Source organism: Microbispora sp. H10885 (assembly GCF_014161415.1).
Taxonomy (GTDB): domain Bacteria; phylum Actinomycetota; class Actinomycetes; order Streptosporangiales; family Streptosporangiaceae; genus Microbispora; species Microbispora triticiradicis.
Map to the genome: position 1 here is coordinate 646662 of NZ_JABBWY010000001.1, position 26931 is coordinate 673592.

Annotated in this window: 20 protein-coding genes; 8 read left to right on the top strand and 12 right to left on the bottom strand. The window is 71.3% G+C overall.

What is annotated here, in order from left to right:
- The first annotated feature begins 19 nt into the window (after positions 1-19).
- A complete protein-coding gene (gene hisC / locus HHX37_RS02880; RefSeq protein WP_182884405.1) occupies positions 20-1075 on the top strand; it encodes a histidinol-phosphate transaminase in 1056 nt (351 codons plus the stop codon).
- Between the two features lie 117 nt (positions 1076-1192).
- On the opposite strand, the gene HHX37_RS02885 is transcribed toward hisC, so the two are convergent.
- The 4 genes from HHX37_RS02885 to purD all read right to left on the bottom strand — a co-directional run bounded on the left by HHX37_RS02885 (position 1193) and on the right by purD (position 6296).
- Positions 1193-2437: a transcriptional regulator gene (locus HHX37_RS02885; protein ID WP_165900650.1), complete on the bottom strand. Its 1245-nt coding sequence runs from the start codon at positions 2435-2437 to the stop codon at positions 1193-1195.
- A gap of 262 nt (positions 2438-2699) precedes the next feature.
- Positions 2700-3977, bottom strand: a complete 1278-nt coding sequence (gene murA / locus HHX37_RS02890; RefSeq protein ID WP_182881968.1) for a UDP-N-acetylglucosamine 1-carboxyvinyltransferase — start codon at positions 3975-3977, stop codon at positions 2700-2702.
- A 175-nt stretch (positions 3978-4152) separates the two neighbouring features.
- Positions 4153-5040, bottom strand: coding sequence for a phosphoribosylaminoimidazolesuccinocarboxamide synthase (locus HHX37_RS02895; protein WP_220502594.1), 888 nt, complete (start codon positions 5038-5040; stop codon positions 4153-4155).
- A 14-nt stretch (positions 5041-5054) separates the two neighbouring features.
- Entirely contained in the window at positions 5055-6296 is a 1242-nt protein-coding gene (purD, locus tag HHX37_RS02900; RefSeq protein WP_182881970.1) for a phosphoribosylamine--glycine ligase, read from the bottom strand.
- Between the two features lie 381 nt (positions 6297-6677).
- Between purD and HHX37_RS02905 the strand changes: the two genes are divergently transcribed.
- The 3 genes from HHX37_RS02905 to HHX37_RS02915 all read left to right on the top strand — a co-directional run bounded on the left by HHX37_RS02905 (position 6678) and on the right by HHX37_RS02915 (position 9378).
- On the top strand, positions 6678-7796 hold the full coding sequence (locus HHX37_RS02905; protein ID WP_182881971.1) for a magnesium and cobalt transport protein CorA: 1119 nt from the start codon (positions 6678-6680) through the stop codon (positions 7794-7796).
- Between the two features lie 145 nt (positions 7797-7941).
- Positions 7942-9138: a cytochrome P450 gene (locus HHX37_RS02910; RefSeq protein ID WP_182884407.1), complete on the top strand. Its 1197-nt coding sequence runs from the start codon at positions 7942-7944 to the stop codon at positions 9136-9138.
- Between the two features lie 21 nt (positions 9139-9159).
- Positions 9160-9378 (top strand): ferredoxin, encoded by a 219-nt coding sequence (locus HHX37_RS02915; protein ID WP_182881973.1) that lies wholly within the window; start codon positions 9160-9162, stop codon positions 9376-9378.
- Between the two features lie 219 nt (positions 9379-9597).
- Here HHX37_RS02915 and HHX37_RS02920 read toward each other — a convergent pair whose 3' ends face one another.
- The 4 genes from HHX37_RS02920 to fbaA form a co-directional block, all read right to left on the bottom strand.
- Positions 9598-10527: a glycerophosphodiester phosphodiesterase family protein gene (locus HHX37_RS02920; protein ID WP_182884408.1), complete on the bottom strand. Its 930-nt coding sequence runs from the start codon at positions 10525-10527 to the stop codon at positions 9598-9600.
- Positions 10528-10600: 73 nt separating this feature from the next.
- Positions 10601-11884 (bottom strand): adenylosuccinate synthase, encoded by a 1284-nt coding sequence (locus tag HHX37_RS02925; protein ID WP_111700369.1) that lies wholly within the window; start codon positions 11882-11884, stop codon positions 10601-10603.
- A 215-nt stretch (positions 11885-12099) separates the two neighbouring features.
- Entirely contained in the window at positions 12100-12522 is a 423-nt protein-coding gene (locus tag HHX37_RS02930; RefSeq protein ID WP_182884409.1) for a DUF3151 domain-containing protein, read from the bottom strand.
- A gap of 237 nt (positions 12523-12759) precedes the next feature.
- Positions 12760-13782 carry a class II fructose-bisphosphate aldolase gene (gene fbaA / locus HHX37_RS02935; RefSeq protein ID WP_111700371.1) on the bottom strand — a complete coding sequence of 341 codons (1023 nt, stop codon included), beginning with the start codon at positions 13780-13782 and terminating at the stop codon, positions 12760-12762.
- 177 nt (positions 13783-13959) lie between these two features.
- Between fbaA and HHX37_RS02940 the strand changes: the two genes are divergently transcribed.
- Together HHX37_RS02940 and HHX37_RS02945 are read left to right on the top strand one after the other, a co-directional pair.
- Positions 13960-14664 carry a DedA family protein gene (locus HHX37_RS02940; RefSeq protein WP_310740245.1) on the top strand — a complete coding sequence of 235 codons (705 nt, stop codon included), beginning with the start codon at positions 13960-13962 and terminating at the stop codon, positions 14662-14664.
- Positions 14665-14743: 79 nt separating this feature from the next.
- Positions 14744-15190 carry a hypothetical protein gene (locus HHX37_RS02945; protein WP_182881975.1) on the top strand — a complete coding sequence of 149 codons (447 nt, stop codon included), beginning with the start codon at positions 14744-14746 and terminating at the stop codon, positions 15188-15190.
- On the opposite strand, the gene HHX37_RS02950 is transcribed toward HHX37_RS02945, so the two are convergent.
- Positions 15162-15704 (bottom strand): orotate phosphoribosyltransferase, encoded by a 543-nt coding sequence (locus HHX37_RS02950; RefSeq protein ID WP_111700374.1) that lies wholly within the window; start codon positions 15702-15704, stop codon positions 15162-15164. The genes HHX37_RS02945 and HHX37_RS02950 overlap by 29 nt on opposite strands.
- Positions 15705-15844: 140 nt before the next feature.
- On the opposite strand from HHX37_RS02950, the gene HHX37_RS02955 reads away from it, so the two are divergent.
- Together HHX37_RS02955 and HHX37_RS02960 are read left to right on the top strand one after the other, a co-directional pair.
- Positions 15845-18754, top strand: coding sequence for a sigma-70 family RNA polymerase sigma factor (locus HHX37_RS02955; protein ID WP_182884410.1), 2910 nt, complete (start codon positions 15845-15847; stop codon positions 18752-18754).
- Positions 18755-18983: 229 nt separating this feature from the next.
- The gene (locus HHX37_RS02960; RefSeq protein ID WP_182884411.1) at positions 18984-20990 is read left to right on the top strand and encodes an NYN domain-containing protein; all 2007 of its coding nucleotides are present in this window, start codon (positions 18984-18986) and stop codon (positions 20988-20990) included.
- A gap of 25 nt (positions 20991-21015) precedes the next feature.
- Here HHX37_RS02960 and HHX37_RS02965 read toward each other — a convergent pair whose 3' ends face one another.
- From HHX37_RS02965 to HHX37_RS02975, 3 genes are all read right to left on the bottom strand, one after another.
- Complete coding sequence (locus HHX37_RS02965) at positions 21016-21957, bottom strand: MerR family transcriptional regulator (RefSeq protein WP_182884412.1); 942 nt, start codon at positions 21955-21957, stop codon at positions 21016-21018.
- A gap of 82 nt (positions 21958-22039) precedes the next feature.
- Complete coding sequence (locus HHX37_RS02970; RefSeq protein WP_182872977.1) at positions 22040-22672, bottom strand: response regulator; 633 nt, start codon at positions 22670-22672, stop codon at positions 22040-22042.
- A gap of 3 nt (positions 22673-22675) precedes the next feature.
- On the bottom strand, positions 22676-26890 hold the full coding sequence (locus HHX37_RS02975; protein ID WP_182884413.1) for a HAMP domain-containing protein: 4215 nt from the start codon (positions 26888-26890) through the stop codon (positions 22676-22678).
- Positions 26891-26931 lie beyond the last annotated feature (41 nt).

Below are 26931 nucleotides of genomic sequence, written 5' to 3' on the forward strand. Positions count from 1 at the left end.
CATCTTCTAAGGTGACGGTATGCCGCGATTCCGCTCGATCCTCGACAGCATGCCGCCCTACAAGCCCGGCAAGGCGGTGGTCTCCCCGGAGGGCCGGTCGTACAAGCTCTCCTCCAACGAGAGCCCGTACGGGCCGCTGCCGTCGGTGGTCGAGGCGGTCGCGCGGGCGGCCACCGAGGTCCACCGCTATCCCGACCCCGGCGCCGTCCGGCTCACCGAGGCGCTCGCCGAGCGGTACGACGTGCCCGCCGGGCACGTCGCGCTCGGCGCCGGGTCGGTGGCGGTGGCGCAGCAGATCCTGGCGGCGGTGGGCGAGCCCGGTGCGGACGTCCTGTACGCCTGGCGCTCCTTCGAGGCCTACCCGCTGCTCGCGGACCTCTCGGGCGCCCGCTCCGTCCAGGTGCCGCTGCGCGACGAGACGCACGACCTCGACGCGATGGCCGACGCCCTCACGCCGGAGACCCGCCTGGTCTTCGTGTGCAACCCCAACAACCCGACCGGCACCGTGAACCGGACCGAGGAGCTCAGGCGGTTCCTCGGCCGGGTGCCCGGCGACGTCACGGTCGTCCTCGACGAGGCGTACCGGGAGTACGTGCGGGACGCCGACGTGCCGGACGGCCTCACGCTCTACCGCGAGCACCCGAACGTCGCGGTCCTGCGCACCTTCTCCAAGGCGTACGGCCTGGCGGGGCTGCGGGTCGGCTACCTGATCGGGCACGAGCCGGTGGCCGCGGCCGTCCGCAAGACGCTGCTGCCCTTCGCGGTCAACCACCTCGCGCAGGCCGCCGCCATCGCGTCCCTCGACGCGGAGGACGAGCTGCTGGAGCGGGTCGAGACCGTCATCAAGGAGCGCACGCGCGTGCGGGAGGCCCTGCTGTCGCAGGGCTGGACGGTCCCGCCGACCGAGGCCAACTTCGTATGGCTGCGCCTCGGCGAACGCACGACGGAGTTCGCCGCGGAGTGCGCGGCCGTGGGCGTCGCCGTGCGCCCGTTCGACGGCGAGGGGGCCAGGGTGTCCATCGGCGACCCCGAGGCCAACGACGTCTTCCTGTCCGTGGCCCAGGCCTTCGTCTGAGCGGTCCTCCCATCGAAGGGAGAGTGTGGACGGCGGCCGCGCTGCCGGGGCACGCCGGCCCCACGCCGTCTGCCCGGCGCCGAGCGCCGTCCACACCTGTCGTTCACGACCGCCCGGTCACCGGCTGAGCTTCTCCACGATCAGCCGGTAGAGCTGGCGCGGCCGGCCCGGCTGCGGAGTGCGGTTCGGCGGAAGCGGCCACGCGAGTCCCTCGTCAACCAGCGTGCGCAGCAACCGGCGAGCCGTACGCGGGGTGACCCCGAGCATGCGCCCGGCCCCCTCCGCGTCCACGACCGTGTCTCCGCCTTCCAGCTTGGCCGCCAGGCGCGCCAGCACCTCGACGCCCTTGGGCTTGATCGGCCCGCCCGGCTGGGGAGGCATCCGGGGCGGCGGCACCAGGGCCCGGCCCTCCCGGTCGACCGCGAAGCCCTGGGGCTGTTTGCCGCCCTGGGTGCGGGCGAGCGCGCCCCGCGCGTGCGTCTCGGCCTCGTGTGTCGTGCGGCCCATCCCCACGCCCACCTCGACGGCGAGCCCCAGCTCCTCGCGGATCCTGGCGGCGAAGGGCAGCACCCGGAACCCGTCGGTGGCGGCCGCGATCGAGCCCTTGGTCGCCACGACCAGGTAGCTGTGGTCGTCGATCGGCCACACGCTCGCGTTGATCCGGTTGGCCTCCTGCACAAGCAGGCGGTGCAGCGACAGCCGGAGCTCGTCACGCCAGTAGCGCGGGGCGGCCCGCCGTACCGGCTCGCGCAGCGTCGGCACCTCCACCAGCACGACCGTGAGCTGCGACTCCTCCAGCCGGTGCCGGGCGCCGAGCAGCGCCGCCGTGTGCAGTGCCGTCCGTACGGCCGCGGACGTCGGCCGGATCGGCACGACCGGCACCCCGGCCGAGGTCAGCCGGTCGGCCACTCCCTGGACGCACGTCAGCGCGCCCGTGGTGGCCCCCTGGCGGAACAACCGCTCGTGGAAGGCCGTGACCGTGCCGATCGGGCCCGGCTCGTCGCGGCTGTGCACCTCCCCCGAGGGGAGGTTGAGGTCCGCGTACGCCTCGTCGATGTCCGGCCGCCCGAGCACGTCCACGCTCACCCGGCGGGGATCCGTCCGCTCGTCCAGCGAGGCCCGCGCGATCGCCGCCACCAGTGCCGCTCCACCGAGCTGCACGTGTGTCGCGGGCATCGTCAGCACTCCGGCCCGCCGGGCGAGCTCGAAGGGCACCGGGCTCGCGAACAGGCAGGCGTCCACACCCGGCCCGAGCCGGGTCACCTTGTCCGCGGCCTCCTGCTCGTCCCTGTACGCGGCGGCGACCAGCCGACAGGGCACCGGGGCAGCCGAGTGCCCCATGAGCATCACGCGTTCGACCAAATCATGTGACCCCACCACGCCGATGGTGAGGTCGGGTGTCACCGTCCCCAGACGTGACCCGCGCGGAGTGTCTTCCGTGCGCTCGACCAATGTTCGTCCCATCCCACGTCGCCCTCGTTGTTGTGGCTTCTCTTTGGAACGATCGCTGGTTAAGGCCGTAATGTCACGCCCAGATTTTCCGGAATACCATTCTGGGTGGTCGAGCCGCATCCGTAATATCCCGGATACCCCCTGGTCAGGGCGTTAGTAAAGGTTTTCGGACTCAGCGGCCGTCCGAAGTGGAAATTTCACGCACCACATCAGCGCCAAGCGCCTGCATGCGCTGCGCCAGCGCACCGTGGCCGCGGTCGATGAGATAACCCGACCCGATCGACGTCTCTCCCTCGGCGGCGAGACCGGCGAGCACGAGCGCGATTCCGGACCTGAGGTCGTGGGCCGTCACGTCGGCGCCGTGCAGCGGCGTCGGGCCGTGCACCACCGCGCGGCTCCCCTCCACCTCGACGTTCGCGCCCATCTTGTTGAGCTCGCCCGCGAGCGCGAAGCGGCCGTCGAAGATGCGCTCGTGGATGTAGCTGGAGCCCTCCGCGAGGCAGGCCACGGTCATCAGGGGAGACTGCAGGTCGGTCGCGAAGCCGGGGTAGGTGTCGGTGATCACGTTGATCGGGCGCAGCGGCCGGTCGCGGCGCACCTGGAGGACCGCGCCGTGCTCCTCGAACTCGACGCCCATCTGCTCCAGCTTCCAGCGGACCACGCCGAGGTGCTCCAGCGAGGCGCCGACCAGGCTCACGTCGCCGCCGGTGATCGCCGCGGCCATGGCGAACACGCCCGCGTCGAGCCGGTCCGGCATCACCGTGTGCTCGACCGCGGTCAGTTCGTCGACGCCCTCGACCGTGATGAAGCCGGTCCCGCCGCCGCGGATGCGCGCCCCCATCCGGCTCAGCATCGTGATGACGTCGAGCACCTCGGGTTCGAGCGCCGCGTTCTCGATCACGGTGGTGCCCCGGGCGAGGGAGGCCGCCATGATCAGGTTCTCGGTGCCGGTGTGCGAGGGGGTGTCGAGATAGAGCGGGGCGCCGAGCAGGCCGCCGGCCTTGATGTGGATGACGGCCTCGCCCTCGTCCACCATCGCGCCGAGGCGCTTGTAGCCGAGGTAGTGGAAGTCGAGGTTGCGGCTGCCGAGGTTGCAGCCGCCGATGCCCTCGATGATCGCCTCGCCGAGGCGGTGGAGCAGGGCCGGGACGAACAGCACCGATCCCCGGAACCGGCGGGCGATCTCGGCGGGCAGCACCGGGCTGGTCAGCCGGGAGGCGTCGATGACGAGCGTCCGCTCGCTCTCGTGGAACTCCACCTTCGCCCCGATGGCCTCGGCGAGCTCGACCGCCCGGCGCACGTCCTCGATGACGGGCACGTTGCGGAGCACTGTACGGCCTTCGGCCGCGAGCAGCGCCGCCCCGATCATGGGCAGTACGGCGTTCTTCGCGCCCTGGATGAAGGCGGTTCCACGCAGTACGTTGCCACCGCGCACGCGGTAACTGACCATGAATTCGACTCCTATGTTGGGGGAAAAGTGGGGGGACTCGCGTCGGCCGGCAGCCACGTCGTCGGCGAATGCGTCGGCCTAGAGTAGCCGCTGTCCCGGGCGTTTCGGGGAGGAACTACCCCCAGAACAGACGGGGGAACAGGTCACACGAGATGACTTGTGTGACGTTTGTGACTCAGGCGCGGAAGCGCTCTCCGGTGAGGCGCTCGTACGCCTCCACGTAACGGTCGCGCGTGCGCTCGACGATCTCGTCCGGCAGCCGCGGAGGAGCCTCGCCGGAGGCCCTGTCCCAGCCCGACGCGGGCGACAGCAGCCAGTCCCGGACGAACTGCTTGTCGAACGACGGCTGGGAGCGGCCCGGCTCCCACTGGTCCAGCGGCCAGAAGCGCGACGAGTCGGGGGTCAGCACCTCGTCGCCCAGGGTCAGCACGCCGTCGGAGTCCCAGCCCAGCTCGATCTTGGTGTCGGCCAGGATGATGCCCCGGTCCAGGGCGATCTCCGCCCCCCGGCGGTAGACGCCGAGGGTGATGTCACGCAGCCGCTCGGCCACGTCCGCGCCCACCTCGGCCACGACCTGCTCGAACGTCATCGGCTCGTCGTGCTCGCCCATGGGAGCCTTCGTCGACGGCGTGAAGATCGGCTCGGGCAGCCGCGACCCGTCGGTGAGCCCCTCCGGGAGCCGTACGCCGGAGACGACGCCCTCCCTGCGATAGTCGGCCAGCCCGGAGCCCGTGAGGTAGCCGCGGGCCACGCACTCCACCGGCACCATCCGCAGCTTCCGGCACAGCACCCCGCGCCCGGCGAACTCCGCGGGCACGTCGGCCGGGACGACGTGGTTGGGCACGACGTCCTCGAGCTGCTCGAACCACCACAGCGACAGCCGGGTGAGAATCTCCCCCTTGTCGGGGATGCCGGGTTCGAGGACGTAGTCGAAGGCCGAGATGCGATCGGACGCGACCATCAGCAGCAACCCCTCGGGGGTCTCGTACAGGTCGCGTACCTTGCCGGAGTGGAGGTGCTTCACCCCGCCATTCTCCCAGCTCCTCACCCCGTGTCGCGTCAGGAGGAGGGGTCGCGTCAGGAGGAGGCGGCGGTCAGGGCGATGTCGGAGCGGTGGTGGGAGCCGCGCAGGGTGATCTGCTCCAGCGCCTCGTAGGCCCGCGTCCTCGCCTCGGCCAGGTCGGCGCCGGTCCCGACCACGTTGAGCACCCGCCCGCCGTTCGACACCAGCCGGTTCTCCGGGTCGAGGGCCGTCCCGGCGTGCAGCACGTACGCCTCGTCGGTCGCCGCGGGAAGCCCCGCGACGGGGTCGCCCTTCGCCGGGTCGGCCGGGTAGTTCTCGGCGGCGAGCACCACGGTCACGGCGGCGCCGTCGCGCCAGCGCAGCGGCGGATGGTCCGCGAGGGTTCCGGTCGCGCACGCGAGCAGCAGCCCGCCCAGCGGGGTCTCCAGCCGGTCGAGCACGACCTGGGTCTCCGGGTCGCCGAACCGCGCGTTGAACTCGATCACGCGGGGGCCGTCGGCGGTCAGGGCCAGCCCCGCGTACAGCACGCCCGTGTACGGCGTGCCGCGCCGGGCCATCTCGGCGACCGTCGGTCGCACGATCTCCGCCATGACCCGCTCCGGCAGGCCCTCCGGGGCCCAGGGGAGCGGCGTGTACGCCCCCATGCCGCCGGTGTTGGGGCCCTTGTCGCCGTCGTAGGCCCGCTTGAAGTCCTGGGCCGGCTGGAGCGCCACCGCGCTCGTCCCGTCGCACAGGGCGAACAGCGACACCTCCGGGCCGTCGAGGAACTCCTCGATCACCACCCGCTCGCACGACCGCGCGTGCTCCAGGGCCTCCTCGCGGCTGTCGGTCACGACCACGCCCTTGCCCGCGGCCAGGCCGTCGTCCTTCACGACGTACGGAGGGCCGAAGGCGTCGAGCGCCGCCGCGGCCTCCTCCTCGGTCACGCACGTGTACGCCCGCGCGGTCGGCACGCCCGCGGCCGTCATGACGTCCTTGGCGAACGCCTTGGAACCCTCGACCGCGGCCGCCTCGGCCGACGGCCCGAAGCAGGGGATGCCCGCGGCCCTGACCGCGTCGGCCACGCCGGCGACCAGCGGCGCCTCCGGGCCGATCACGACGAGACCGGCGCCCAGGCGCTCGGCGAGGGCGGTCACCGCCGCGCCGTCGGTGGGCGTGACCTGGTGCAGGGTGGCCACCTCGGCGATGCCGGCGTTGCCGGGGGCGCAGTGGACTTCGACGACGGAGGGGTCCAGCCGCAGGGCCCGGCACAGAGCGTGCTCGCGACCCCCGGAACCGATGACAAGAACGCGCACCCGCTCATTCTCGCAGTCTTCTCCGCGTCCTCCGCCGTCCGGCCTCCGTACAGGCCGATGGGCGCCGGATACACAGGGGTGACCAGTTTGTCCGACCCCTTTTTGGCAAGAAGTGCATGATCGGAGGGTCTTGACGCCGGTACCCTGGAACAGGCGTCACGCAGCCGTGTGCTAGGTTGGTGAGGCTTCGCGCTGTCTCGTAGTGATTGGAGGTGGTCTGGGATGAATTCTGGTGATCCCGTCAGTACGTGCTCGCGCACGTACGTCGTGCGCACTCCCGACCACTTCGACACTGAGTCCCGAGGGGCAGCTCACGCCTGCATGAAGGGGTGACATCACGTCGCGCGTAGAGCGTGCCGGCTCGGGCGGGAAGGGACCGCCATGCGCTCCACTCTGCTTTTCCCCCGCATCAACAGGCACACCCGCGTCCTGTCCACGCACCTCGGCTCCGCGCCGGTGAGCGCGGACGCCGTCGTCCGCTGCGTGCCGCCGGCCAGCTCCCTCGTCGAGTTCGGCGCGTACATCGGCGGCAAGAAGGTCGCCGCGAACGGCATCCCCGAGGCCGTCCGGATGGTCCGCGAGCACAACGAGGCCAACGAGCTGCCCGGCGCGTACGTCTGGGTGGGCCTGCACGAGCCCGCCGCGCCCGAGGTGGAGTGGCTCGCCGAGGTGTTCGGCCTGCACCCCCTCGCCGTGGAGGACGCCATCAAGGCCCACCAGCGGCCCAAGGTCGAGCGGTACGGCGACTCGCTGTTCGTGGTGCTCAAGACCGTCGCGTTCCTCGACGGAGAGGTGCCGACGGCGAGCGGTGAGATCATTGGCACCGGCGAGATCATGGTCTTCGTCGGCCCCGACTTCGTGGTGACCGTACGGCACGGCCGGTACTGCCCGCTCGGCGACGTCCGCGAGAAGCTGGAGTCGAAGCCGAAGCTGATCAGCCGGGGCCCGGCGGGTGTGCTGCACGCCATCGCCGACCACGTGGTGGACAAGTATCTCCAGGTCGCCGACCTGATGCAGGCGGAGCTCGAAGAGGTCGAGGCGGCGGTGTTCGCCGAGGTCAGCTCCCGGGACATCAACCGCATCTACCAGCTCAAGCGGGAGATGCTGGAGCTCAAGCGGGCCGTGGGACCGCTCCAGACCCCCTTCAACGCCCTTCCCCAGCGGCGCAGCATCCCCTCGGAGATGCGCGAGTACTTCCGCGACGTCGGCGACCACCTCTCCCGGGTGTGCGAGCAGGTGCAGGCCTCCAACGAACTGTCGGACTCGATCCTGCAGGCCGCGCTGGCGCGCTCGAACGCGCTCGCCAACGAGGACATGCGCAAGATCTCGTCCTGGGTCGCGATCATCTCGGTGCCCACGATGATCGCCGGCATCTACGGCATGAACTTCGAGCACATGCCCGAGGTCAAGGCGGTGTACGGCTACCCGCTGGTGCTGGGTGTCATGGTCGTCGCCTGCACGCTCCTGCATCGGGCGTTCCGTCGCAACGGCTGGCTCTGATCTGTTTTCTCCTGCTTTGTCAATTGGGGCCGGCTGAGCCCGACTCTGGGCATCGGTCATTGCGATATGTCAGATGATGTTGTTAGGTGGGGGAGAGCGGGCCGCTCGCGCACATCGACCGTTTCCACTTCCACAGGAGCGTGTCATGACAGAGGCGACACCCCGGTTGTCCATCTTTCCCCTCGCGCGTGAGCGTACTTTCGACCCGCCGGACGAGCTGACGCGCCGCCGCGCGGAGGCGCCGCTCCAGCGGATGATGTACGGGGACGGGCACGAGGGCTGGCTGGCGACCGGCTACGCCGAGTCCCGCGCCATCCTCGCCGACGCCCGCTTCAGCAGCCGGCCCGAACTGATGCACTCGGCGCTTCCCCAGCGGGTGGAGCTCCGCCGGGGGCCCCTGCCGCCGGGGTTCTTCCTGCAGATGGACCCTCCCGACCACACCCGGTACCGGAGGCTGCTGACGGGCCAGTTCACCGTGCGGCGGATGAAGCAGCTCGAACCGCGTATCCACGACATCACCGAAAGCCGCCTCGACGCCATGGAGCGCGAGGGCGCCCCGGCCGACCTCGTCAGGTCCTTCGCACTGCCCATCCCGTCGCTGGTCATCTGCGAGATGCTGGGCGTGCCGTACGAGGACAGGGAGAAGTTCCAGCACGACTCGTCGGTGATCCTCGATCTCGAGGCCTCGACCGACGAGATCACGGCGGCGAGGGACGACCTGCTCGCCTACCTGGGCACCCTCGTCGCCGCCAAGAGGAAGGACCCGGGCGACGACATGCTGAGCGGCCTGACCGCCTCCGGGGAGCTGACGGACGCCGAGATCGCCGGCATGGGCCTGCTGCTGCTCATCGCGGGCCACGAGACGACGGCGAACATGCTCGGCCTCGGCACCTTCGCGCTGCTGACGAACCCCCGGCAGCTCGCCGTCGTACGGGACGACCCGGGCGCGGTGGAGAACGCGGTGGAGGAGCTGCTGCGCTACCTCAGCATCCTGCACATCGGGCCCACCCGTACGGCCCTGGAGGATGTCGAGATCGGCGGCACCCTGGTCAGGGCCGGGGAGTCGGTGACCCTGTCGCTGGGGGCGGCCAACCGCGACCCCGAGCGGTTCGAGGGCGGCGACACGCTCGACGTGACCCGGTCGGCCCAGGGCCACCTGAGCTTCGGCCACGGCATCCATCAGTGCCTGGGCCAGCAGCTCGCGCGCGTCGAGATGCGGATCGCCTATCCGGCCCTGCTGCGCCGGTTCCCCGGCCTGCGCCTGGCCGTGCCGCCGGAGGAGGTGCCGATGCGGGCCACCTCGGCGGTCTACGGGGTACGCCGCCTGCCGGTGCTCTGGTGAGGCGATGCGCGGGAGGAAACGATGAAGATCAAGGCTGATCTCGAACGGTGCGTCGGAGCGGGGATGTGCGCGCTCACGCTGCCCCAGGTCTTCGACCAGAGCGAGGACGACGGAACGGTCGAGATTCTCGACCCCGAGCCGCCGGCCGAACTGGCGGCGGCGGTGCGCAGAGCCGTCCAGCTCTGCCCGTCCGGCGCCCTCTCGCTCGACACGACAGATGCGGCCGGGTCGATCGAGTAGGCCGAGCCGATCGAGTACGCCGAGGAGCGAGCGGCGACCGGCCCGGCGCGACACGCAGGACGGGGTGACGGTCAGCTACTTGACGCGCACCCTGCGATGAGGTTGTCTGGTAAGTGGCTGTGAAAGCCATTCTTGTGGGTGACCCTGGAGCCCCGTCTCAGCCCCTCAGAAGAGGAGCCTCGGCGGGGCTCTTCCCACGTCCCTCAACGGCAGGGTCTCTTACGGCGCTCCCACCGGGCGCAACGGGCTGACCGGCCGGGACAGTGGCAGCCCGCGTGCCTTCCACAACCGGCGCATGCGGTCGGGGTAGTCGGTGACGACGCCGGCCACGCCCAGGTCGATGAGCCGGGCCGCCTCGTCGGGCTCGTTGACCGTCCACACCACGACGGGCAGGCCCTGCCGCGCCGCCCCGGCCATCAGCGCCTCGTCGACGAGCACCCGGTCGGGGGACAGGGTCGTCGCGCCCACCGCGGCGGCGGCCGCCGCGAGGTCGCCGCCCACCTCGGTGAGGCGGATGCCGTTCATCCACTCCGGCGTCATCGTGTCGCGCTCCACGAGGGCGTACCGCCGCTCGATCAGCGGCCCGGCGATCTCCAGGAGCCGCCAGTCGAAGCTGAGCAGGGCCGACCTGGAGAGCCGGTCGTGCCGGTCGAGCTCGCGGACGACCTCCGTCACGAACCGCCGCGGGTCCGGGCAGAGGTCCGGACGGACCGGGTCGGACTTGAGCTCCACGTTCAGCCGCACGTCGTCGGCGCCGAGAGCGCCGACCAGGCCGAGCACCGCGCCGAGCGTGGGCATCCGGGTGTCCGGCAACGGCACCTGCGTGAGCGCGAAGCGGTCTTCCGGCCGTTGCGGCAGCCGTACGCCGACGTCGAGGGTCCGCAGCTGCGGCAGCGTGAGCGCGACGACCGGCTTGCCGACGTACGGGAACATCTCGTCCCCCGGCGTGGCCATGCCGGTGTCCGCGCTGGTCACGGGGGAGACGTGCAGGTCGTGGGTGAGCACGAGCTGCCCGTCGGCCGACATGGCGACGTCGAACTCCAAGGCGTCGACCCCGAGCTCCAGCGCGAAGGCCAGGCCGGGCAGCGTGTTCTCGGGCCGCAGCCCTCGTGCTCCACGGTGCCCGTGCAGCTCAACGTATCCGTGCACAGCGGCGTACCCTACCGCCCCGCGGGGGTGACGCGGGTGATCCCCCGGTTCCCGGCGCGTACGCCACGAACCATCAGATCAGCGGGCGAATCTGGATGGTCTGGGTGCGGCCGGGGCCCACGCCGATGGCCGAGATCGGGGCGCCGCTCATCTCCTCCAGCGCCCTGACGTACGCCTGCGCGTTCGGCGGCAGGTCCTCGAACGTCTTGGCGCCGGTGATGTCCTCCTGCCAGCCGGGCAGCTCCTCGTAGACCGGCGTGGCGTGGTGGAACTCGGTCTGCGTCATGGGGATCTCGTCGTGGCGCGTGCCGTCGACGTCGTACGCGACGCAGACCGGGATGCGCTCCAGCCCGGACAGCACGTCGAGCTTGGTCAGGAAGAAGTCGGTCACGCCGTTGATCCGGGTGGCGTACCGCGCGATGACCGCGTCGAACCAGCCGCAGCGGCGGTCGCGGCCGGTGGTCACGCCGTACTCGCCGCCCGTCTGGCGCAGCCACTCGCCCTGCTCGTCCAGCAGTTCGGTGGGGAACGGCCCGGAGCCCACCCGCGTGGTGTACGCCTTGAGGATGCCGATGATCCTGGTCAGCCGGGTCGGCGGGATGCCGGAGCCGGCGCAGGCGCCGCCCGAGGTGGGGGAGCTGGAGGTCACGAAGGGATAGGTGCCGTGGTCGATGTCGAGCAGCGTGCCCTGCCCGCCTTCGAGCAGCACGACCTTGTCCTGGTCGAGCGCCTGCGAGAGCACCAGCGAGGTGTCGGCGATGTGCGGGCGCAGCCGCTCGGCGTAGCCGAGGTACTCCTCCAACACCTTGGCCGGGTCGAGGCCCCTGCGGTTGTAGATCTTGGTGAGGACCTGGTTCTTCTCGCCGACCGCGGCCTCGATCTTCTTGCCGAGGATGCCCGGGTCGAGCAGGTCCTGCACCCGGATGCCCATGCGGTAGATCTTGTCGCCGTACGCCGGGCCGATGCCGCGGCCGGTCGTGCCGATCTTGGCCTTGCCGAGGAAACGCTCGCTGACCTTGTCGATCGCCTTGTGCTGGGGCATGATCAGGTGCGCGCTCGCGGAGATCAGCAGCCGCTCGCAGGAGATGCCGCGCTCGGCCAGCCCGTCGATCTCGGAGAGCAGGACGCCCGGGTCGACGACCACCCCGTTGCCGATCACCGGTACGACGTCCGGCGAGAGCACCCCGGTCGGCAGCAGGTGCAGGGCGTATTTCTGGTCGCCGATCACCACGGTGTGACCCGCGTTGTTGCCGCCCTGGTAACGGACGACGTAGTCGACGTCACCACCGAGCAGGTCGGTGGCCTTCCCCTTGCCCTCATCGCCCCACTGGGCACCAACGAGAACGACAGCCGGCATGGTCAAATCTCCCGAACCACGACGAAAGCCCCTGGCGCAAGCGCGGCAGGGGCCTCTTGCACACAGAGACTACCCGAGGGCCGCGCCGTGGGTGAACGGCGTCTTAACTCGCGAGACGGAGCCTCGCCGGCCCTCGCGTGCCGCTGTGTTCCCGGGCCGTGTTCCCGAGTCGTCGTTCCCGGGCCCGTCGTACCCGAGCCGTCGTTCCCGGGCCGTCAGGAGGCCGTGGCGAGCGCCTCCGCGGCGGCCGTGCTGCTGTCGCGCAGGAACTGGGCGCAGCGCTCGGCCTCGTCCTTCTCGCCGATCGCGTGGGCGGCCCGGGCCAGGGCGTTCAGGCAGCGCAGGAACCCCTGGTTCGGCTCGTGCTCCCACGGGATCGGGCCGTGGCCCTTCCAGCCCGCGCGGCGAAGCTGGTCGAGGCCCCGGTGGTAGCCCGTCCGGGCGAACGCGTACGAGGTGACGGCGTGGCCGGAGGCGAAGTAGTCGTCGGCGAGTGCGCCCCAGGCCGCGGAGTAGGCGGGGAAGCGCGCGGCCACGTCGGCCGCCTTGGCGCCCGACTCGAGCATCTGCCGCGCCTCGGCGTTGTCGGGCAGCAGGGTGGGCGGCGGGCCGGCAAGGAGGTTCTCGTGCGTGTCCATCTGATCAGCGTAATTTACCTGTCTGCGGATCGCTTCCTTGCTACCGTCCTTTTGTTTGTACGGGCAGGGCTTGTCCGTCGCCGACCCTGCCTGGGGAAGCGAGAAGCCGCTTCCTGCAGGGAAGCGGAGGAGTCACGAGCACAGTCTTACCTGCTGAACAGCCCGAGGGGCATGGTCCGGCCGGCGGGAACGGAAGATCGATACGAGAATGATCTTCAGTTCCCGCCGGTCCGCCCGCTACTTGAGCTTGGTGCCCGCGGACTTGAGGTGCTGGCAGGCCTCGACGATGCGCTGCGCCATGCCGGCCTCGGCCAGCTTGCCGTACGCGCGCGGGTCGTAGGCCTTCTTGTTGCCGACCTCGCCGTCGATCTTCAGCACGCCGTCGTAGTTGCGGAACACGTGGTCCACGATCGGACGGGTGAAGGCGTACTGCGTGTCGGTGTCGATGTTCATCTTCACCACGCCGTACGAGATCGACTCGTGGATCTCCTCCATGGCCGAGCCGGAGCCGCCGTGGAAGACGAGGGCGAAGGGCTTCTCCTTGCCGTACTTCGCGCCGACGGCCTCCTGGATCTCCTTGAGCACGCTCGGGCGGAGCTTCACGTGGCCCGGCTTGTAGACGCCGTGCACGTTGCCGAAGGTGGCGGCCACGATGTAGCGGCCCCGCTCGCCCAGGCCGAGGGTCTCGGCGACGGCCAGCGCGTCCTCCGGCGTCGTGTAGAGCTTCTCGTTGATCTCGCCGACGACGCCGTCCTCCTCGCCGCCGACGACGCCGATCTCGATCTCGAGGATCACCTTGGCGGCGGCGGTCTTGTCCAGCAGCTCGCTGGCGATCTGGAGGTTCTCGTCCAGCGGCACGGCGGAGCCGTCCCACATGTGCGACTGGAACAGCGGGTCCTGGCCGCGCGCGACGCGCTCGGCGGAGATCTCCAGCAGCGGGCGGACGAAAGAGCCCAGCTTGTCCTTCGGGCAGTGGTCGGTGTGCAGACCGACCGTCACCGGGTACTTCTCGGCCACCACACGGGCGAACTCGGCGAACGCCACCGACCCGGTGACCATGTCCTTCACGGTGGTGCCGGAAAGGAACTCAGCCCCTCCGGTCGACACCTGGATGATCCCGTCGCTCTCCGCCTCCGCGAAGCCGCGCAGCGCGGCGTGCAGGGTCTGCGACGAGGTCACGTTGATCGCCGGGTACGCGAAACCGCCCGCTTTGGCGCGGTCGAACATCTCGGCGTAGACCTCTGGAGTCGCGATAGGCATGCGAAGTCATCTCCTTCTGACGGTATGCGGCGTGGCCAGTATCCCGAAGGCCGGGCCGATCCGGAAAGCCGGGCCGGGTGGAGGCCGCCGAAAGCCGCGGTCATTGCGCGACCCGGGTTTTCCACAGCCGTTGTCTCTTCTCAGTCTCATCTCATCCCGGACAGGTAGGCTCGGGCCGTGGACGTGCTCTTGGACCTTCTTGACCCGAAGTGGTGGCTGGGAATGCTCGGCGCCTTCGCCACGATCGGCGTCATCGCCATCGTGTTCGCGGAGACGGGGCTGCTCGTCGGGTTCTTCCTGCCCGGTGACTCGCTGCTCGTGACCGCTGGAATTTTCAGTACCGTCGCGGCCGCCCAGGGGTTCGGGATCGCGCCGCTGTCACTGCCGGCCCTGCTGATCGGCGCGCCGCTGGCCGCGATCGCGGGGGCGCAGCTGGGCCACTTCCTGGGCGCGAAGGTGGGCCGCAGGATGTTCGACAAGCCGGATTCCCGGCTGTTCAAGAGAGAGCACGTCGAGAAGGCGGAGCACTACTTCGAGAGGTTCGGCCCGGCGAAGGCCGTGGTCGTCGCGCGGTTCATGCCGATCGTCCGCACCTTCATGAACCCCGTGGCCGGCGTCCTGGAGATGGACGCGCGCCGGTTCTTCGTCTGGAACGTCGTCGGCGGCGTCGTCTGGGTCGAGGCGCTGCTGCTGCTCGGTTATTTCCTCGGCAGCAAGGTCGAGGGCATCGACAAGTACATCCTTCCCGGCGTATTCGTCGTCATCGTCCTGTCGATCATTCCCATCGTCCGTGAAGTGATGAAGAGCCGCCGGGCCGCCGTCGTCGTGCCGAAGGGCCGCCACCACGCCGGTGTGGAGCAGCGGAACCACCCCGGCGTCTGACGCGGGCCCGGCGATGAATGCCTGCTGACAAGCGACAGGTCAGCACTGAACCTCCCGCACAGCCGCTACTCTCCGGGTTGTGGGACGCCACAGGTCTGATCCCCTCGGAATCGCGAGGCTGGCACTCGTCGGCCTGGCGGTCGTGCTGCTGCTCGCCGTGATCGTGATCGGCGGCAGGGCGCTGTTCTCGACGTTCGGATCAGGGCAGTCCGGGGACCCCGCGGCCGTCGCGTCCTCGTCCCCGGCGGCCCGGCCCTCCGCGGCGGCGTCCCCGCCCAGCGTGCCCACCGTACGGGTGGTGTGCCAGGCCGACCGGTGCCCGGTGTTCGTCCGGGTGCCGGGCGGCGACGTGCTGGTCGACCGGGACCTGGCCCGGGGCGAGCAGGCGTCCTACTTCGACCCCGAACTCGACGTCGTCCTGGACGACGCGAGCACGGTCGAGGTGTTCACGAACGGAGCCGCCAGGTCCCCCGGGCCGCCCGGCGAGCGGCAGGCGTTCAGTGTGCGGCGATCCCCAGGTCCGTGAGCGTGTAGGCGGAGCGGTAGGGCACCCCGGTGGCCGCCAGCGCCTCGTCGCCGCCCCGGTGCACGATCGTCGCGATGCCCACGACCTGCGCGCCCGCCTCGCGCAGCGCCTCCACGGCGGTCAGCACCGACCCGCCGGTGGTGGTGGTGTCCTCCACCGCGAGCACCCGGCGTCCGGCGACGTCGGGGCCCTCGATCCTGCGCTGCAGGCCGTGGGCCTTGCCCGCCTTGCGGACGACGAACGCGTCGAGCGCGCGGCCCCGGGCCGCCGCCGCGTGCAGCATCGCCGTCGCCACGGGGTCCGCGCCCAGCGTCAGGCCGCCGACCGCCTCGTAGCCGAGATCCTCGGTGAGGTCCAGCATGACCCGGCCCACCAGTGGCGCCGCCACGCCGTCGAGGGTGATGCGGCGCAGGTCGACGTACCAGTCGGCCTCCTTGCCCGAGGACAGCACGACCCGCCCGTGCACGATGCCCTTGTTCTTGATCTCGTCCAGCAGCTTCTCGCGGTCACTCATGGGCCTCAGCGTACGGCCGGCCCGGCGGGATGGTTCGCAGGGCCCGACGGCTACGCAGAGTAAAGACCTGGCTGCGGTTTAGCCAGGACGCGGACTGCGGAATGATTGGCGATGCAACTCATCGTAATCGCGAGGTCGCAATGCGTAGACAAGTCCGGCTTACCGACGTGGAGCTGCTCGAAGCCGTCCGGGGAGGCGACACGGCGGCGTACGGAACGCTCTACCGGCGTCACTCCACGGCCGCCCGGTCCCTGGCCCGGCAGCTCACGCAGAGTGAGGAGGCGGTCGAGAACCTCCTCGTCGAGATCTTCGCGAGGGTGCTGGAACTGGTGCGGCGCGGCGGCGGCCCCGCCTCCGCCTTCCGGCCCTATCTGCTGGCGTCGCTGCGCCGGTACGCCGCCACCGGGGTGGTCGACCTGGCCGACGGCGACTCCCTCTACGTGGACCCCGAGCTGAAGGGGCTCGAACGTGCGCCGCTCGCCCGCGCCTATCTCTCGTTGCCGGAGCGCTGGCGCATGGTGCTGTGGCATGTGGAGGTCGAGGGCGCCGACCCGGCGGAGGCGGGGCCGCTGCTCGGGCTCTCGGGAAGGGCGACCGTCGAGCTCACCGGGAGGGCCCGCCGCGCGCTGCGGGAGGCGTACGTGCGGCTGCGCCTGGACGGCGGCCCGCGCGAGGAGTGCCGGCCGGTCCTCATCACGATCCTGCGGTACCTGGAGAACGGCCTGCCGAAGCAGGAGGCCGCCGAGGTCGACGGGCACGTCGCCGAGTGCATCGACTGCCGGTCGGTCTTCCTGGAGATGGTGGACCTCACGCAGGGGCTGCGGGACGTCGTCGGCCAGCTCGTCGCGGGGCCGGCCGTGGACGACTACCTCGCGGACCTCGCCGCGCACACGCGGCACGGCCAGGCCGGCGGGGACTTCAGAGCGGGCGTCCGGGCGGGTGCCCGAATGGACGACAGCCCCCTGGCCGTGCTGCGGGCCTTGTACGACAGGGCCCGGGCCTCCGTGCGAAGCGTCTGGACGGGCGCGGTCGCGGTGCTCGGGGCCGCCGGTGACCGGGTGCGGGCGCCCATCCTGCGGCTGCCGGCCCTCGTGCAGAGCGTGCCGGCCTCCTACCGCGCGGTGCTGGGAGGCATCGCCGTGGCCGGCCTGGCGACGGCGGCCTTCCTGCTCGTCGCCGAGCCGGCGGGCGTGCTTCCGGTGAGCGTCTCGGGGTCACCGGGCCGGACGGGCGAGCCGGTCGGCTCCGCGACACCGGCCGGGACGGCCGCGATGCCGGAGCCGGCCCGGCCGGACGACCCGGTCCCGCCGCCCCATGACAGCCGAGGGAACACCGGGTGGCCTCCGGCTCCCCGTCACTCCTCCGATGTCCGGGTGAACGCGGGGCACGCCCCGATGCAGGAAGGGAGTACAGCGCAGGAAGGAAGTACGGCGCAGGAGGGCGTCGCCCAAGGGGATACGGCGCAGGAGGGCCGCGTCTCGGCCCCGGAACGGCAGCGGGTGCGCCGGCGGGTTCCCCGGGTTCCGTACGAGACGGACCGCGACCAGGGCCGCCGGCAGGCGCACCAGCAGTTCCCCACCCGCCAGGAGGTGCGTCAGCGGGTTCCCGGGCAGGCCCGCGCCGGCGTCCGGGATCACGCGGAGCACGCCGGACGGAGCACCCGGCCCGGCGGCGACGAGAAGACCGGGAGGCGGCACGCGGCGCGGACCCCGCACCCCGGCACGGTGAGCCGTGCCGGGAGCGGGGAGGCCGGGCCGGTCGTCGCCGTCGACCCGCTCGGCGCCCTGCTGCGCGGGCAGCCGGGGCTCGTCGCCGTACGGCTGCGCGACGCGGGCCGCGCAGCCACGGAGGGGGAGAGCCGGGAAGGGAAGGACCAGGTCGTCGCGACCGTGACGTTCCCGCCGGGAGTCAGGTTCGTGGCCCGGAGCCGGTACACGGCTTCCGGCGGGCATCGAGGCGGGCATCGGGGCGGGGAACAGGACGGGCGCGCGAAAGGGGACGCCGGCACGGGGGACGGCTGGACCTGCACGGCGGAGGGCCGGGTCGTGCGCTGCGCCCGTGGGCCGCTGGCGGCCGGGGAGGTGACCGCGATCTTCCTGAAGGTGGCCGTGGCCGCGGACGCGCCCACGGATAGGGCGTTCACGGTCCGGGTCCGCTCGGGGCGGACGGAGGCCGCCGCCCGATCGACGGCGGGAGTACGCGGGTCGGGTGTGGCGGCCCGGTTCGCCGCGGACGGCCGTCTGGTCACGCGGGTCGTCGGCAACACGCTCGTGGGCACCGCCGCCTCCACCGCTCCCGGTCGTGGCCCGGGCGTCAGTGTGCCCGTCGACCTCGACGCGGACGACTCGACGCCGACGTCGAGTTGCGCCGATCTCGCTCTGCCCGGGGCCGGCCGGGTGCTGTGGGCCGGGCTCTACTGGTCGGCGGACGGCAGGCGGGCGGAGCCCACCGGGGACGTCCGGGTGCGCGCGCCGGGCAGCCCGGCGTACGTCACCGTGCGCGCGGCCGAGATCGCGCGGCGGAACCTGCCCACGGGTCCCGGTTACCAGGCGTTCGCCGACGTCACGTCCCTCGTCCGGGCCGCGGGCGGGGGACGATGGTGGGTCGCCGGGGCGGCCCCGGCGCGTACGGGGACGGTCCGGCACGCCGCGTGGGGCCTGGTGATGCTGGCCGTGGACGAGCGCCAGCCGTACACGCGGGTGGTGGTGCTGGACGCCGCGGCCGTCGTGGGGACCGAGGAGGAAGCGCTGCGGATCCCGCTCGACGGCCTGGCCCCCGGCGGCGCCCCGGCGCGGATCGATCTGATGGTGTGGAACGCCGAGGGGGTCAGGGCCGGGCTCGCCACCACCGGCGGCCGGGGTCGTGGCGAGGACCCGGGGGAGGCGGGTGCCCTCTCCACGGGAGCCACGGGAGCCACCGCAGCCACCGGCGGTGTCGCGGTGGACTCCCTCCACACACTGCTGGGACGCCGCCCCACGCTGCGTCTCGCGACCAGGCGGGAGCCGGCCTTCTTCGGGGTCGCGGTCGTGAGCGCGAGAACATGGTCCTGACATATTCCGCCTCCCCGAGGGGAGCTTTTTCCGAAGGTGACCGATAACGAATGAGTGGCAGGTAATACCTGGACAAACTGGTACGGTCGGCGTGAACGCTTCCGATTCCAGGGGCCGCGGACGTCCCGATCTCCCACCTGGGGGCGAGGGTTGAATCGCCGGGAATCACCCTCGCGGGAACACACGCTTGACTACCCTGAGAGAGCCACGTAAGGAAGGGCGGTGTCGCGTGGATCGCTGCGCGCTGTTCGTTGACGCCGGCTACCTGCTGGCGGACGGCGCGATGGCCGTCCATGGGACTCGCCATCGCGAGGCAGTCTCCTGGGACTATCCGGGGCTGTTGCGGTTCCTGACGAACCTGTCGCGAGAGCGCACCGGCCTGCCGTTGCTGCGCTGTTACTGGTACGAGGCGACCGTCGAGGGCCGCCGGACGCCCGAGCACGACGTGCTGGCCGACATCCCCGGTCTCAAGCTCCGCCTCGGGCGCATCCGTCCGGGCCGCCGGGAGGGCGTGGACGCCCAGGTCCACCGGGACCTGATGACCCTGGCCCGCAACAACGCCGTCTGCGACGCGGTCGTGGTCAGCGGTGACGAGGACCTCACCCAGGTGGTGAGCGACGCGCAGGATCTCGGCGTCCGGGTGACCGTCATGCAACTGGCCGCGGACGGCGCCTGGTCCGCCGCGCGCACCCTGCGCCAGGAGTGCGACGACCTCGTAGAGATCGCGGGCGCGCACCTGCGGTCGTACGTCACCCTGTCGACCGCGGCGGACACGAGCCTCAACAGCGGCAACGGGCAGCACCAGCTCACAGCGGGCAACGGCCAGCACCACGGCAACGGCGTCGTCGCCCACGCCAACGGCTCCCACCCGCAGGGTTCGCAGCAGTACGGTTCGCAGTCGCAGGCCGGCTACATCCTCGGCTCGCACACTCCCGGCCTTTCCGCCTCCGGCGGGCACGACAACGCCTCGTACGGCTCCGGCTCACGGAGTTCGGGCGCACACGGCGCCTCGACGCCGGGCACCTCGTCGCCGGACACTCCGACGCCGGGTCTTCCGGCATCTGGCACGCCGGCATCCGACGGGCTGCCGCAGAGCGGCGGCTCCCACGGCTCCGGGTCACACGGCACGGGGTCGCACAGTGCCGGTTCGCACGGCACCGGTTCGCACGGCACCGGTTCGCGCGATCCGGGATCGCTCGGTCCGGCGTCGCATGGAGGATCGTCGCTGGGCGGGTCGTCGCTGGGCGGGTCGCTCGGCGGCGGGGCCCACAGCACGGGCGCTCACTCGTCCGGCAGCCACGCGTCCGGGTCCGGCGCCCAGGGGTCCGGTGCGCACGCGTCCGGCACCGCGGGGCCAGGCGGCCACACGCCGGGGGGTTACCCGTCCGGCGATCACTCTTCGGGCGGCCTCGGGTCCGGTGCGCAGGATTCCGGTGCCCAGGGCGCGGGTGCGTTCGGTTCCGGTGCCCATGGGACCGGTGCCCATGGTTCCGGTGCCCATGGTTCCGGGGCACATGGTTCCGGGGCTCAGGGGCCCGGTGCCCATGGTTCCGGTGCTCATGGTCCGGGCGCGCAGGGCTCGGAAACGCACAGTTCGGAAGCGCACAGTTCGGAAGCGCACAGTTCGGGAACCCACAGCTCGGGAACCCACAGCTCGGGCGCGCACGGCTCCGGTGCCCACGGCGGCGGCCGATCCTCCGGGCACGCCCGTCCGGCGGCGCAGCCGTCCCCTCCTGCGTACAACGGCTATCCGCTGGAGCCCCAGCAGTCGCCGGGTCAGCCGCAGCAGCGTCCGGTTCCGCCGTCCCCGTCCATGCCGCCTCCGTCCATGCCGCTGCCTGCTCCGCCGGCGCCGCCCGCGGGTCAGGCGCCGCCGACGACCCCGCTGAACAGCCAGTACGCCTCCGGACCCGTCGGTTACCCGCCCTCCCAGCTCGGGCCGTACACGGGCCCGCAGCCCGCGCCGGTGCCGATGCAGCCCGGGGGCACCACCACGCTGGCCGAGGCGGTGCAGGCCGCGCACAAGGAGGGACACGACTTCGGCGAGTCCGTGGCCAGGGACGCTCCCGCGCTCTGGCTGGAGGCGGTGCTCGCCCGGAAGCCCCGCATGCCGTCCGACCTGGAGGCCAGGCTTCTGCAGGGGTCGTCGCTCCCGATCGACTTCCTCCTCCACGACGAGGTCCGGCACGCGCTGCGGCGCGGCTTCTGGGACGCTCTGGAGCGGGCCCGCCGCTAACCTGCGCCGCTGACCCCCGCGGGGCTCAGTCCGGCATCCGGGTGCGCAGGGCCTCGGCGAACCAGGTGAGAGCGGGCGTCAGGTCGTCCGGCGGCGGCCAGCCGTTGACCACCGCGAGCAGCCGGGAGTAGGTCTGGCGGCGCGGGTCGTTCGCGGTCTCCAGCAGCGTGAGCAACCGGCGTCGCAGGGTCGCGTCGTCCGGGCGGCGCAGGCTCGCGGCATATCGTGCGGTGACCGCGGCGAGGTACGGTTCGGCGCCGGGCGAGGCGGGGTCGACGTCCGCCGCCAGCGCGGGGGCGACCTGGTCGCGGACGATCGCGACGGCGTCCGGACGTGGGGCGGTGTCGGGAAGCGGGGCGGCGGGTGCGCGGTCGGCGACATGCTGCTCGGCGATGCGCCTGAGCGCGGCCCGGAAAGCGGGGTCGCCGGACAGCTCGGCCAGCTCGACCCAGGCCTCGACCTGCTCGGGGTCGGGGTCGTCGGGGAGTTCGGGGGTCATCGTCCGCCTGATCCCGGTCAGGTCGGCGTCCAGTTCACCGAAGGCGGCGTCGAGGAAGTCGTCGATCAGCCGCCGTCGTTCGTCTTCGGTGAGCCTGGCGAGTCTGTGCATCAGATCCATCTCCTCAGGGGTGGAGCCGCGCCTGGCCACCGCCAGCGCCACCGCGTGCCGCAGCCGCAGCACCCGGATCTGCGCCGCCAGCGCCTCGGCGTGCGCCGCCGCGACCTCGGCCAGCGTGGCGTCCCGGTCCAGGACCCTCCTGATCGTGGGAAGGTCGATCCCCAGGTCGCGCAGCGTGCGTACGAGGTCCAGGCGGGCCACGGCGTCGGCGTCGTAACGGCGGTAGCCGGCGGGGCTGCGGTCGGCGGGCGGCACGATCCCGCGGTCGGAGTAGAACCGGATCGCCTTGACCGTCAGCCCGGTTCGCGCCGCCAGTTCCCCGATCGACCACGTCGTGTCGCCGTCCATGCCTCCAGCCTTCCGTCTCCCCCTACGGGAGACTCAACCCGGCGGGGTGACGGTCCGGCGGGGTGAGAGAGGCGGTTCGCTGTCAGGTGAGGGCGTCGAAGCCGGCCCGGAGGTGGGCGACCCGCTCACCCAGGTCGGAGATGGCGCCGTTCAGTGGTGAGTCGTCCGACCTGCCGGCCTGTTCCCGCACGCGGCGCAGGTCGTCCTCCACGGCGGCGAGCCGCTTGGCCAGTTCGGCCAGGACGGACGTCAGGTCGGTGTCGCGGCCTCCCGGCAGTTCACCGGCCAGCCGCTCGCGCAGCAGCGCCGCCTGTTCGGTGAGCCGCCGGTTCATGGCGTACAGCTCCACGAACACGGAGACCTTCGCGCGCAGCACCCAGGGATCGAACGGCTTGGTGAGGTAGTCGACCGCTCCGGCGGCGTACCCGCGGAAGGCGTAGTCGGGTGCGCTGTCGACCACGGTCAGGAAGATGATCGGGATGTTCCTGGTGCGCTCTCTCCGCTTGATGTGCGCGGCCGTCTCGAAGCCGTCCATGCCGGGCATGCGCACGTCGAGCAGGATGAGGGCGAAGTCGGTCGACAGGAGAGCCTTCAGCGCCTCCTCGCCGGAGCGGGCCCGTACGGGCACGACGTCCAGCGAACTCAGGATCGCCTCAAGGGCGATCAGGTTCTCCTCGCGGTCGTCGACCAGCAGGACCCTGGCGCGGTCGGGCATCGATCATGCCTCCTGGGAGTCGCGGGGCTCGGGGGCCGGCAGACCCCTCGTCCGTTCTGTGCCCACGTTCCGCCCGCGCATGAGCCATCCGCGCAGCCGTTCGAGCAGCCGGTCCACGTCGACCGGCTTCGGCACGTAGTCGGACGCGCCCGACGCGATGCTCTTCTCCCGGTCTCCCCGCATGACCTTCGCCGTCAGCGCGATGATCGGCAGATCGGCGAACTGCGGCATCTTCCTGATCGCCGAGGTCGTCGCCCAGCCGTCCATCTCGGGCATCATGATGTCCATCAGGACGAGTGCCACGTCCTCGTTGCGTTCGAGCTGTTCGATGCCCTCGCGGCCGTTCTCGGCGTAGACGACGGTCGAGCCGTGCCGCTCCAGCACGCTGGTCAGCGCGAAGACGTTGCGGATGTCGTCGTCCACGATGAGGATCTTCGCTCCGGACAGCGGGTCGTCGCCCTGCCAGTCGTGGACGTGGCCGTCGGGGATCGGCGCGAGCTGCGCCATGGGCGGGTCGGTCGGGAGCGGGATCTCCGGGAGGATCTCCTTGATGTGCAGCTCGGGCACGTCCACCTCGTGCCCGTCCGAGGCCGCCAGCGAGGTGATCGCACCGCCGTCGGACGCGGCGAGCGGCCCGGAGTAGCTCGGCGGCAGATAGAGCGTGAAGGTGCTGCCCGCCCCGGGCGTGCTCTGGACGTGGATCTCGCCGCCGAGGAGGCGGGCGATCTCCCGGCAGATCGACAGGCCGAGGCCGGTGCCGCCGTACTTGCGGCTGGTCGTGCCGTCGGCCTGCCGGAACTGCTCGAAGATCACTTCGAGCTTGTCCGGGGCGATGCCGATGCCGGTGTCGACGACCTTGAAGGCGAGCATCTCCTGCGCGCCCTGCAGCTTCTCGTCCACGTACGGCACGTCGCCGGGCGCGCGGGTCACCTCCAGCCTGACCTCGCCCTGGTGGGTGAACTTCACCGCGTTGGAGAGCAGGTTGCGCAGGACCTGCTGCAGGCGCTGCTCGTCGCTGCTGACGTCGCCGGGAACCGAGGGATCGACGTCGACGGTGAAGGAGAGCCCCTTGTCCCGCGCGAGCGGGGCGAACGTCGCCTCCATGTACTCGACCAGCGCGGCCAGCGACATGGCCTGCGGGTGGATGTCCATGCGGCCCGCCTCGACCTTGGACAGGTCGAGGATGTCGTTGATGAGCTGGAGCAGCGCCGAGCCGGCGTCGTGGATGGTGCGGGCGAACTCGACCTGCTGCGGCGTCAGGTTGCCCTCGGCGTTCTCCGTGAGCAGCTTGGCGAGCACGAGCAGGCTGTTCAGCGGGGTGCGCAGCTCGTGGGACATGTTCGCGAGGAACTCGGACTTGTAGCGGGACGACACCGCGAGCTGCTCGGCGCGCTCCTCCAGCGTCCGCCGGGCCTGCTCGATCTGGAAGTTCTGGATCTCGATGGCCCGGTTCTGCTTGGCCAGCAGCGCCGCCTTGTCCTCCAGTTCGGCGTTGGACCGGCGCAGTTCCTCCTGCTGGCGCTGCAGCTCGTCCGAGCGCTCCTGCAGCTCGATGGCGAGCCGCTGCGACTCGGTCAGCAGCGCCTCGGTCCGGGAGTTCGCCATGATCGTGTTGATGGTGACGCCGATGGTCTCGACGAGCTGGGTGAGGAACGCCACGTGCACCTGGCTGAACTGGGTGAACGAGGCCATTTCCAGGACGCCGAGCACCTTGTTCTCGAACAGGATCGGCAGCACGACGATCTGCGCCGGGTGCGACCGGCTGAGCCCGGTCTCGATCGTGATCGAGTCGGCCGGCACGTTCTCCAGGATGATCTGCTTGGCCTCCAGGGCGGCCTGGCCGATGATCCCCTCGCCCAGTTCGAAGCACGGCTTGGGGGACGACCCCGGCTGGATGCCGTACCCGGCGATGAGGTTGAGCCGGCCGCCGTCGTACAGGTAGCAGGCGCCGTGGCCGGCCGACACGAGCGGGGTGAGCTCGCTCATGATGAGCCGCGCGACCTCCATGAGGTCGCGGTGGCCCTGCATGAGGCGGGAGATCCGGGCCAGGTTGGACTTGAGCCAGTCCTGCTCCTGGTTGGTCTTGGTGGTCTGGCGCAGGGTGGACACCATCGTGTTGATGTTGTCCTTGAGCTGGGCCAGCTCGCCCGGGGCCTCCACCGTGATCGACCGGGTGAGGTCGCCCCTGGCGACGGCGCTGGTCACCTCGGCGATGGCGCGCACCTGCGTGGTGAGGTTGCCGGCCAGTTCGTTCACGCTCTCGGTGAGCCGCTTCCAGGTGCCCTCGACGCCCTCGACGCGGGCCTGGCCGCCGAGCTGGCCCTCCGAGCCCACCTCGCGGGCGACGCGGGTCACCTCGGAGGCGAAGGACGAGAGCTGGTCGACCATGGTGTTCATGGTGCTCTTGAGCTGCAGGATCTCGCCCTGGGCGTCGACGTCGATCTTGCGGGTCAGGTCGCCGTTGGCGACGGCCGTGGTCACCTGGGCGATGTTGCGCACCTGGTAGGTGAAGTTGCTGGCCATCGAGTTGACGTTGTCGGTGAGGTCCTTCCAGACGCCGGAGACGCCCGGCACCCGGGCCTGGCCGCCGAGGCGTCCCTCGGTGCCGACCTCGCGGGCGACCCGGGTCACCTCCGCGGCGAACGCCGAGAGCTGGTCGACCATCGTGTTCATCGTGTCCTTGAGCTCCAGGATCTCGCCCTGGGCGTCCACGGTGATCTTCTTGGACAGGTTGCCCTGGGCGACGGCGGTGGACACGACCGCGATCTGACGGATCTGGGACGTCAGGTTGTTCGCCATGAAGTTGACGTTGTCGGTGAGGTCCTTCCAGTTGCCCGACACGCCGCGCACCTGCGCCTGGCCGCCGAGGCGTCCCTCGGTGCCGACCTCGCGGGCGACGCGGGTCACCTCGGAGGCGAAGGACGAGAGCTGGTCGACCATGGTGTTCATGGTGCTCTTGAGTTCGAGCATCTCGCCCTGGGCGTCGACGTCGATCTTGCGGGTGAAGTCGCCGTTGGCGACGGCCGTGGTCACCTGGGCGATGTTGCGCACCTGGTAGGTGAGGTTCTTGGCCATCGAGTTGACGTTGTCGGTGAGGTCCTTCCAGACGCCCGACACGCCCTTCACCTCGGCGCGGCCGCCCAGCTTGCCCTCGGTGCCGACCTCGCGGGCGACCCGGGTCACCTCGTCGGCGAACGCCGAGAGCTGGTCGACCATCGTGTTGAGGGTCTCCTTGAGCTCCAGGATCTCGCCCTGGGCGTCCACGGTGATCTTCCTCGACAGGTCGCCCTTCGCGACTGCGGTGGACACCACGGCGATCTGCCGGACCTGCGAGGTCAGGTTGTTCGCCATGAAGTTGACGTTGTCGGTGAGGTCCTTCCACGTCCCGGAGACGCCGCGCACCTGCGCCTGGCCGCCCAGCTTGCCCTCGGTGCCGACCTCACGGGCGACCCGGGTGACCTCCTCGGCGAACGCCGAGAGCTGGTCGACCATCGTGTTGACGGTGTGCTTGAGCTCCAGCATCTCGCCGACGGCGTCGACGGTGACCTTGCGGCTCAGGTCGCCCCTGGCCACCGCGGTCGTCACCTCGGCGATGTCGCGCACCTGCGCGGAGACGCGGTCGGACATCGTGTTGACGGCCTCGGTGAGGTCGCGCCAGCTTCCCGACATGCCGCGCAGGTTCGCCCGGCCGCCCAGCCTGCCCTCGGTGCCGAGGTCGCGGGTGACCCGCGTCACCTCCGAGGTGAACAGCGAGAGCTGGTCGACCATGCCGTTGATGGCCTTGCCGAGCCGCCGCACCTCGCCCCGGGCCGCGCGGTCCACGTCGATCCGGCGGGACAGGTCGCCCTTGGCCACCGCGTCGATGACGTCGGCGGCGCCGCTGACCGGGGTGACGATCGCGTCGATCAGGTCGTTGACCGAGCCCACGCTCTCCGCCCACGCGCCCACGCCCGGTCCCGGGCTGAGCCGCTCGGTGAACCGGCCCTCCTTGACGACCTCGCGGCGCACCCGGGCCAGCTCGTTGGCCAGGTGCTCACGCCGGTCCGCCACCTCGTTGAGCAGCAGCCGGATCTCGCTGAGGATCCCCGCCGGGGCGTGGGAGACGCGCCGGCGGAAGTCGCCGTCCCGCCAGGTGATGAGGGTTTCGAGAAAGGGAACGAGATCGGATTCGGTGTAGGTCCGTTCGGTCCCGGCCAGTTCGACGTTGGCGGGCGACATCTAGCCTCCTTTACCCCGATCGGGGCTGACGCGACCAAGGC